8 protein-coding genes are annotated in these 8,483 nt (G+C 63.9%); all 8 read left to right on the top strand.

The features are described 5' to 3' along the window. The coding region (narH, locus tag VD811_06055; protein HXV20534.1) for a nitrate reductase subunit beta at positions 1–354 on the top strand (354 nt) is incomplete at its 5' end. Beyond that, positions 354–932 (top strand): nitrate reductase molybdenum cofactor assembly chaperone, encoded by a 579-nt coding sequence (gene narJ / locus VD811_06050; GenBank protein HXV20533.1) that lies wholly within the window; start codon positions 354–356, stop codon positions 930–932. The genes narH and narJ, both read left to right, overlap by 1 nt. Then, entirely contained in the window at positions 929–1,606 is a 678-nt protein-coding gene (gene narI, locus VD811_06045) for a respiratory nitrate reductase subunit gamma (protein HXV20532.1), read from the top strand. Before narJ ends, narI begins: the two co-directional genes overlap by 4 nt. A gap of 63 nt (positions 1,607–1,669) precedes the next feature. Then, positions 1,670–3,025 (top strand): nitrate/nitrite transporter, encoded by a 1,356-nt coding sequence (locus VD811_06040; protein HXV20531.1) that lies wholly within the window; start codon positions 1,670–1,672, stop codon positions 3,023–3,025. A 63-nt stretch (positions 3,026–3,088) separates the two neighbouring features. Beyond that, on the top strand, positions 3,089–4,513 hold the full coding sequence (locus tag VD811_06035; protein HXV20530.1) for a NarK family nitrate/nitrite MFS transporter: 1,425 nt from the start codon (positions 3,089–3,091) through the stop codon (positions 4,511–4,513). A 76-nt stretch (positions 4,514–4,589) separates the two neighbouring features. After that, positions 4,590–4,739: a hypothetical protein gene (locus VD811_06030; protein ID HXV20529.1), complete on the top strand. Its 150-nt coding sequence runs from the start codon at positions 4,590–4,592 to the stop codon at positions 4,737–4,739. A 410-nt stretch (positions 4,740–5,149) separates the two neighbouring features. Then, positions 5,150–6,814 (top strand): AMP-binding protein, encoded by a 1,665-nt coding sequence (locus VD811_06025; protein HXV20528.1) that lies wholly within the window; start codon positions 5,150–5,152, stop codon positions 6,812–6,814. A 101-nt stretch (positions 6,815–6,915) separates the two neighbouring features. Further along, complete coding sequence (locus VD811_06020; GenBank protein ID HXV20527.1) at positions 6,916–8,106, top strand: Xaa-Pro peptidase family protein; 1,191 nt, start codon at positions 6,916–6,918, stop codon at positions 8,104–8,106. Positions 8,107–8,483 lie beyond the last annotated feature (377 nt).

Here is an 8,483-nt window from a genome sequence, read left to right as displayed (position 1 = left end):
AGCCTGGAGCAGGCGCGCCTGCCGATACAGTACCTGGCCGGGATGTTCGCCGGCGGCAACGCGGAGGAGGTCAAGGCGGTCTACCGCAAGCTGATCGCGGTGCGGCTGAAGCGTCGGCAGGTAAGCGTCGGCGACCTGCCGGCCGGCGAGGTGGAAAAAGCCTGCGAGCTGGCCGGCGTGAATGCCGCGGCGGTCGAGGCGATTTTCCGCATGACCGCCAAGACCCGAATCAAGGAGCGTATCGTGGTGCCGCCGATGCTGCGGGAGCAGGCGATCGAAACGGGCATGGAGCCCGAGGCCTACAAGCAGGGGATGGGCTTTGGCAACCTGCGTCCGCCGAAGAGGCGCTGGTAATGAGCGCCGCACTGGCCACCCATCAGGAACTCTGCCGGCACTTCGCCGCGCTGCTCAGCTATCCGCACGGGGAGATGGGCGGCGCGGCCCGGACCTGCCAGCGCCTGCTCGCCGAATACCACCGGCCGGCGGCGGCCGAACTGGAGCGGTTCTGCGCTTTCATCGAGGCGCAGGCCGCGGCGCGGGTCGAAGAGATCTACACCGCCACCTTCGACTTGCAGCCGGTTTGCCATCCCTACGTCGGCTATCAGCTCTTCGGCGAGAGCAAGCAGCGCACCCTGTTTCTGGTCAAGCTCCAGGAGTGCTACCGCAGGCATGGCTACATCCCCGGCGCTGAGCTGGTCGATCACCTGAGCGAGGTGCTGCGGTTTCTGGCGAAGGCTCAGGATGTGACGGCCCGTGCCGAGCTGATGAACGACGGCCTGCGGCCGGCGCTGGTCAAAATCATCCAGGGGATCGAGGATGGGGAGCATCCCTACGGGGATGTCCTCCGCGCCCTGCAGAGTTTTCTTTCCGGGGAATTCGCGACGGCGGTTGCGGCGCATGCCGGCGGCCGAGAAAAGGAGTTGGAACCATGACCGATCTCATTCTGTTTGGCATCTTCCCGTACGTGGCGGTGGCGCTGGCGGTGGCGGTCGGTTTCTACCGCTACTGCATCGACCGCTACTCCTGGTCGTCCCAGTCCTCGCAGTTCCTGGAGAGCCGGGTGCTCTTCTGGGGCTCGGTTCCCTGGCACTACGCCATCCTGCTCATCCTGCTCGCCCATCTGCTGGCCTTTCTCTTCCCGGAAGGTTGGGGGATGGTGCTGGGGCGGCCGCTGCGGCTCTACCTGCTGGAAGTGAGCGGCATGGCGTTGGGAATAGCCACCGTCGTCGCCGTGGCCCTGCTGATCCTGCGCCGGGCAACCAACGACCGGGTGGCCGCCGTCACTTCGGTGGTCGACTGGGTCCTGCTCGCCGCCCTGCTGGTTCAGGTGGCGACGGGCGTCTATATCGCCTTCACCCTGCGCTGGGGCGGCGTCTGGTACCTGCACACCGCCACCCCCTGGCTCTGGTCGCTGGTGAAGCTCGACCCCCAGGTGCAGTACCTGGCGGTATTGCCGGCCGTGGTCAAGGTGCATGCGGTCAACGCCTTTTTCCTGGTGGCCATCTTTCCGTTCTCCCGGCTGGTGCATGTGGTCAGTGTGCCCCTGTCCTACCTGGCGCGTCCCTACCAGGTGGTGATCTGGAACCGGCGACAGATCACCAAATAGGTCCCATAAGTCCTATGAGACCCATGGGACCTATGGAAGCCCAACCGAAACAGGAGGCAAACCATGGCGACCTACAAGCAGAAACAGCTCTCCGTCCTGACCATGAACACCACGGCCTTCACCGTCTGTTTCGCGGTGTGGGTGATGTTCTCCATCATCGGCATTCCGATCAAGACCGGTCTGCAACTGACCGATACCCAGTTCGGTCTGCTGGCGGCGACGCCCATCCTCACCGGGTCGCTGATCCGGCTGCCGCTCGGCATGTGGACCGATAAATTCGGCGGCCGCATCGTCTTTGCCGTGCTGATGCTCTCGACCATCATCCCCATCTGGATGATCAGCATGGCCACCCGCTACTGGCAGTTTCTGCTCCTCGGCCTGTTCGTCGGGGTTGCCGGGGGCGCCTTTTCCGTCGGCATCGCCTACACCGGCCGCTGGTTCAGCAAGGAGCGCAAAGGCTTCGCCATGGGGATTTTCGGCGCCGGCAACGCCGGGGCGGCGGTCACCAAGTTCGTCGCGCCCAGCCTGGTGGTGGCCTACGGCTGGCAGGCGGTCCCCAAGGTCTACGCCGCGGCCATGGCCGTGATGGTCGTCCTGTTCTGGCTCTTCACCTATTCCGAGCCGCACCACAGGGTGGGCGAGCATGTCACCTTTCGCGACCAGCTCGCCGCCCTCAGGGACGTGCGGGTCTGGAAATACTGCCAGTACTATTCCATCGTCTTCGGCGGCTATGTCGCCCTGTCCCTCTGGATGACCAAATACTACATCAGCGAATACGGCTTCGGCATCCGGACCGCCGCTCTGATCGCCGCCATCTTCGTGCTCCCTTCCGGGGTGATCCGGGCGCTGGGGGGCTGGGTGTCGGACAAGCTCGGCGCCCATACCGTCACCTGGTGGGTCATGTGGACCTCCTGTCTGGCCCTGTTTCTGCTCTCCTATCCCCGGCACCAGGTCATCATCAAGACGATCCGGGGCGAACTGACTCTCGACCTGGGTCTCAATGTCTGGCTCTTCACGGCGCTTCTCTTCATCGTCGGCATCGCCTGGGGGTTCGGCAAGGCGTCGGTCTTCAAGTACATCGGCGATGAATATCCGCACAACATCGGCGTCATTTCGGGCATCGTCGGCCTGATCGGCGGTCTCGGCGGGTTCCTCTTCCCCATCCTTTTCGGCATGCTCGTCGACTTCACCGGGATCAACAGCAGCATTTTCATGCTCCTCTTCGCCACGACCTGCTGGTCCCTGATCTGGATGTACACCACCGAAGTGCGCGGCGTGAAGACGCTCAGGCTGATCGCCTCGACCGGCAAGGAGGCCGAGGCGGCCGCCGCAGCAGAGAAAGTTTCAGGAGCCGACGTCGGGCTGCCCGAAAGTGCGGTCCCAGGGGTGCAGCCGCCACCCTTGCACCACCCGTCCTGAAGAGCAGGCGAAACACGGGATAAAACCTTTTCCGAAGTGAACAACTCGGCATTGGAGGCCGCTATGAACAAAGACGTTCAGCCCAAAATCAGGACCGCCGCGCCATCCACCTACCTTCTGACCGTCTGGAACCCCGAGGACCCGGTCTTTTGGGAGGAGCGGGGCCGGAGCATCGCCATGCGCAATCTCTGGATTTCCATTCCCAACCTGCTGCTGGCTTTTGCGGTCTGGATGGTCTGGAGCGTCGTGGTGGTCAACCTCCCCAATCTCGGCTTCACCTACAGCCCCAACCAGCTCTTCTGGCTCGCTGCCCTGCCGGGCCTCTCCGGAGCGACGCTGCGCATCTTCTACGCGTTCCTGGTGCCGATTTTCGGCGGCCGGCGCTGGACCGCCATCAAAACCGCTTCCCTGCTGCTGCCGGCGTTAGGGATCGGTTTCGCCGTGCAGAGCACCGCCACGCCCTACGCGGTCATGCTGGTGCTGGCGCTGCTGTGCGGTTTCGGCGGCGGCAATTTCGCTTCGAGTATGGCCAACATCAGTTTCTTCTTTCCCAAGGCGCAGAAGGGTACCGCCCTCGGCATGAACGCCGGGTTGGGGAATCTGGGCGTTTCCGTGGTTCAGTTCGTCGTGCCGCTGGTGATCACCGCCGGGGTCTTCGGGGCGCTGGGAGGGGAGTCGCAGACCTGGGTCAAGGGAGACGTGACGAAGCAGCTCTGGCTGCAGAATGCCGGGTTCATCTGGGTACCCTTCATCATCGCCGCCTCTTTGGCCGCCTGGTTCGGCATGAACGATCTGGCTACCGCCAAGGCCTCTTTTCGCGACCAGGCGGTCATCTTCCGGCGCAAGCACAACTGGCTGATGTGCTGGCTCTACCTCGGCACCTTCGGCTCCTTCATCGGCTACGCCGCCGGTTTCCCGATGCTGATCAAGACCCAGTTCCCGGCCATCGATCCGACCCGCTACGCCTTCCTCGGGCCGCTGGTCGGCGCCCTGATCCGGCCCGTCGGCGGCTGGCTGGCGGACAAGCTCGGCGGGGCGCGGGTGACGTTCTGGAACTTCATCGCCATGGCCGCTGCCGTTTTCGGGGTGCTCTATTTCCTCCCGGCCGGGGGCGCCGGCGGCAATTTCTGGGGCTTCCTCGCCATGTTCATGGTCCTTTTCGTCACGACGGGGATCGGCAACGGCTCGACCTTCCGCATGGTGCCGGTGATCTTCCTGACCGAACGGCAGCGGGCCGCGGCCGGGCCGGGGCTGCAGGAGCAGGAACAGGCGGTCAAGGACGCCAATAAGGAGGCCGCCGCCGTCCTCGGCTTCAGCTCCGCCATGGCCGCCTACGGAGGGTTCTTCATCCCCAAGAGCTACGGGACTTCCATCACCCTGACCGGCGGCCCGGAAGCGGCACTCTACGGCTTCGTCGGCTTCTATCTCACCTGCATCGCCATGACCTGGTGGTACTATTCCCGCCGGAATGCGGAAATGCCCTGCTGACAGGTGGGGAGCCGAATCGCTGGAAATCTGCCGGCGGTTCGCTAGAATTAACGCAGAGGGGAAAAAGGAGGTGCCCATGACCGACAAACGCTGCGCCCGCTGCGCGCTGCTTTACGAGGCAGAGGAATTGCTGGTGACCGAGGACACCGGCGAGGCGGTCTGTCCCGACTGTTCCGGGCTGCTCGCCGACGAGGATCTCGACTGTCAGTACGACGAGGAAGGGTGACGGCTGCGCCCGTCGCCGCCGTGCAGACCAGAGGGGCATGCCGTATTGCGGCATGCCCCTCGTTGTTTTGTTGCTGCACCGGCATCCACACCTTTTGTGGATAGCGCTGTGGACAAGGGTGTGGGAACGGGAGGCGGGCCGGATGGGGACAGGGGGTTTAGCTTTCTGCCTAGAAAAAAATCATGACCGCAGCAACTGCCTATTTCCCATCCAGCCGCAATCGGGCTATGATGTTCCCTCCCTCCGCCCGGGCCGTCTCGGCCGGGCCGGCGCCGCGTTTTTTGAATTGACTGGAACGGGGAGGGCGTGATATTCAAAAATTCATTTAAATACGGATAGTTATATTTTGACGCTGGTAGCTTGTGCAGCCACGCAGGTGCTGGCGAATTGATCCCCGGAGGATTCGACGTATGGCCGAGACACTGCACTACACCGTGGGCGGACTGCTCGAAACGATCGCCCGCCGCTTTCCCGACAACGACGCCCTGGTCTACCCCGACCGTGGCCTGCGCTACAGCTACCGGGAGTTCGACCGCTTGTGCGACCGCGTGGCCAAGGGGCTGTTGAAGCTGGGGATAAGGAAGGGCGACCACCTGGCCATCTGGGCCACCAACGTCCCCGAATGGGTGGTGCTGCAGTTCGCCACCGCCCGGATGGGTGCCGTGCTGGTGACCATCAACACCAGCTACAAATCGGCCGAACTCGAATATATCCTCCGGCAGTCGGACGCCACCACGCTCTTTCTGGTGCAGGGGTTCAAGGACACCGACTATGTCGAGACTCTCTACTCGGTGGTGCCGGAACTCCGGAACGTGGCGCCGGGCGGTCTGGGCAGCGACAGCCTCCCCTGCCTGAAGCACGTGATCTTCCTCGGCGGGCAGGCGCCGGCCGGCATGCTCGCCTACGCCGAACTGGAAAAGCTGGGCGAGGGCGTCAGCGACGGCGAACTGGACGCGGTCAAGGCGTCGCTCGCCGAGCACGAGGTGATCAACATGCAGTACACCTCGGGGACCACCGGTTTCCCCAAGGGGGTCATGCTCACCCACCACAACCTGGTCAACAACGGCTTCAACATCGGCGAGTGCATGCGCTTCACCGAAAAGGACCGGCTCTGCATCCCCGTCCCCTTCTTCCACTGCTTCGGCTGCGTCCTCGCGGTGCTCGCCTGCGTCACGCACGGCTCGACCATGGTGCCGGTGGAGACCTTCAATCCCGAGCAGGTATTGAAGACCATCGAGGCCGAAAAATGTACCGCCGTGCACGGCGTGCCGACCATGTTCATCGCCGAGCTCGAACACCCGGCCTTCCGCAAGTACGATCTCTCCAGTCTGCGCACCGGCATCATGGCCGGCTCTCCCTGCCCCATCGAGGTGATGAAACGGGTCATCCGCGACATGAACTGCTCGGAGATCACCATCGCCTACGGTCAGACCGAGTCGTCGCCGGTCATCACCCAGACCCGCACCGACGACCCCATCGAGCTGCGGGTGGCCACCGTCGGCCGCGCCCTGCCCGACGTCGAGGTGAAGATCGTCGACATCGAGACCGGCGCCGCGCTGCCGCCCGGCAAGCAGGGGGAACTCTGCACCCGGGGCTACCTGGTGATGAAAGGGTACTACAAGATGCCGGAGGAGACGGCGCGGGCCATCGACCCGGATGGCTGGCTGCACACCGGCGATCTGGCGGTGATGGACGAGCACGGCTACTGCAAGATCACCGGCCGCATCAAGAACATGATCATCCGCGGCGGCGAGAACATCTATCCCCGCGAGATCGAGGAGTTCCTCTACGGCCATCCCAAGGTCGCCGACGTGCAGGTCTACGGGGTGCCCGACCGCAAGTACGGCGAGCAGGTGATGGCGGCGGTCAAGCTCAAGGAGGGGGTGGCCTGCAGCGAGGAGGAGATCCGCGATTTCTGCAAGGGGCGCATCGCCAACTACAAGATTCCCTTTTACGTCAAGTTCGTCGACGAGTATCCGATGACCGCCAGCGGCAAGATCCAGAAGTTCAAGCTGCGCGAGATGGCGATCCGCGAGCTGCAGCTCGAAGAAGCGGCCGGGATCGAGACGGCCTGATGCCGGTTGTCTGCTATAGGTCCCATAAGTCCCATACGTCCTATGGGACCCATAGGACGTATGGGACCAATGATGATCGAACCACTTCCCAGGAGTAAACCATGCGCATCACCCCCGCCAGCGAACTGATCGCCCGCTTCCAGAAGCTCCAGTCCCTGATGCAGAAGGAGGGGCTCGACGCCGTGCTCGTCGCGCAGAGCGCCGACCTCTTCTATTTCACCGGCTCCATCCAGCAGGGGCTGCTCTACATCCCCGCCGCCGGCGAGCCGGTCTACATGGTGCGCAAGGAATACCTGCGGGCGCGCATGGAGTGCGGCCTCAAGGAGATCGTGCCGTTCAAGAGCCCGAAGGAGATCACCGGCATCCTCGCCGACTACGGCTACGCCTTGCCGAAGCGGGCGGGGATGGAGCTCGACGTGCTGCCGGTGGCCGTCTACAACCGCTTCCGCGCCCCCTTCGGCGACTGCGAGATGGTCGACGCCTCGCCGCTGATCCGCAGCGTGCGGGCGGTGAAGAGCAAGTACGAGATCGAGATCATGAAGGATGCCGCCCTGCAGGTCGACCGCGTCTGCCAGCGGGCCCGCGAGGTGATCCGGGCCGGCATGACCGACTTCGAGCTGGCCGCCGAACTCGAGTTCGCCGCCCGCAAGGCCGGCCACCAGGGGCTGACCCGCATGCGCGGCTTCAACTCCGAGCTCTTCTACGGCCATGTCTTCTCCGGCGCCGACAGCGCCGCCCCGGCCTTCAACGACACGCCGCTGGGCGGCATCGGCGTCAACCCCTCCATCGGCCAGGGGGCGAGCTACAAGCGGATCAAGGAGAACGAACCGATCATCGTCGACTTCACCGGCGCCTTCGACGGCTACCTGGTCGACCAGACCCGCGTCTTCTGCATCGGCGGCCTGCCCGACGAGCTGCGCCGGGCCTACGACGACATGGTCAGGATCGAGCAGAAGCTCAAGGAGATCGCCCGTCCCGGCGTCGCCTGGGGGGACCTCTACGAGCAGTGCCACGCCCTGGCCTGCGAGCTCGGCTACAAGGACCACTTCATGGGCAGCGCCGGCGCCCAGGTCTCCTTCATCGGCCACGGCATCGGCATCGAAATCGACGAGTACCCCTTCATCGCCCGCGGCTTCAAGGACCAGCTGCTCGAAGAGTTCATGACCTTCGCCTTCGAGCCGAAGGCGGTCTATCCCGGCCTCGGCGCCGTCGGCGTCGAGAACACCTTCTGGGTGGCGCCGGACGGACTCAAGCACCTGACGTATACCAGCGAGGAGCTGGTGGTGCTTTAGGCAAAAGGCATGAGAGAGGGCTGAGCCTTGCCGCAGGAGATAAGCGATTGACAATTAAAGCCGGCACAGGGTAAAAAAGGTGGCGTAAGGGATTCGCGCTCTGAGGCATAAGGGGGAGGCGATGGGGGCAGGGCCGCAATAATTGTGAGTATCGACGCCGCCGCGTCAGCACCAGGCTGACCGGCGGCGTTTGTCGTATGGGGTTGCTGGCAGGTGTTGCATCAGGAGGAGGGGGATTTTGACCAAGGCGGAAGTCAAGGCCCTGCTGGCGCATCTTCATGGCGACCGCTGGTTGATGGCCAGCCTCCTGTACGGAGCCGGCCTGCGCCTGATGGAATGCTTGCGACTGCGGGTGCAGAACATCGACTTTGAAAAGC

The organism is Desulfuromonadales bacterium (assembly GCA_035620395.1).
In the GTDB taxonomy this organism is placed as follows: Bacteria; Desulfobacterota; Desulfuromonadia; order Desulfuromonadales; family DASPGW01; genus DASPGW01.
This window is presented reverse-complemented; position numbering and strand designations above follow the sequence as displayed.

What these genes read in the sequence shown, in the direction of transcription:
- VD811_06035 (HXV20530.1), top strand. Translation starts at nt 3,089, where the DNA reads ATGAACAAAGACGTTCAGCCCAAAATCAGGACCGCCGCGCCATCCACC.
- VD811_06040 (HXV20531.1), top strand. Translation starts at nt 1,670, where the DNA reads ATGGCGACCTACAAGCAGAAACAGCTCTCCGTCCTGACCATGAACACC.
- narJ (HXV20533.1), top strand. Translation starts at nt 354, where the DNA reads ATGAGCGCCGCACTGGCCACCCATCAGGAACTCTGCCGGCACTTCGCC.
- VD811_06025 (HXV20528.1), top strand. Translation starts at nt 5,150, where the DNA reads ATGGCCGAGACACTGCACTACACCGTGGGCGGACTGCTCGAAACGATC.
- VD811_06020 (HXV20527.1), top strand. Translation starts at nt 6,916, where the DNA reads ATGCGCATCACCCCCGCCAGCGAACTGATCGCCCGCTTCCAGAAGCTC.
- narI (HXV20532.1), top strand. Translation starts at nt 929, where the DNA reads ATGACCGATCTCATTCTGTTTGGCATCTTCCCGTACGTGGCGGTGGCG.
- VD811_06030 (HXV20529.1), top strand. Translation starts at nt 4,590, where the DNA reads ATGACCGACAAACGCTGCGCCCGCTGCGCGCTGCTTTACGAGGCAGAG.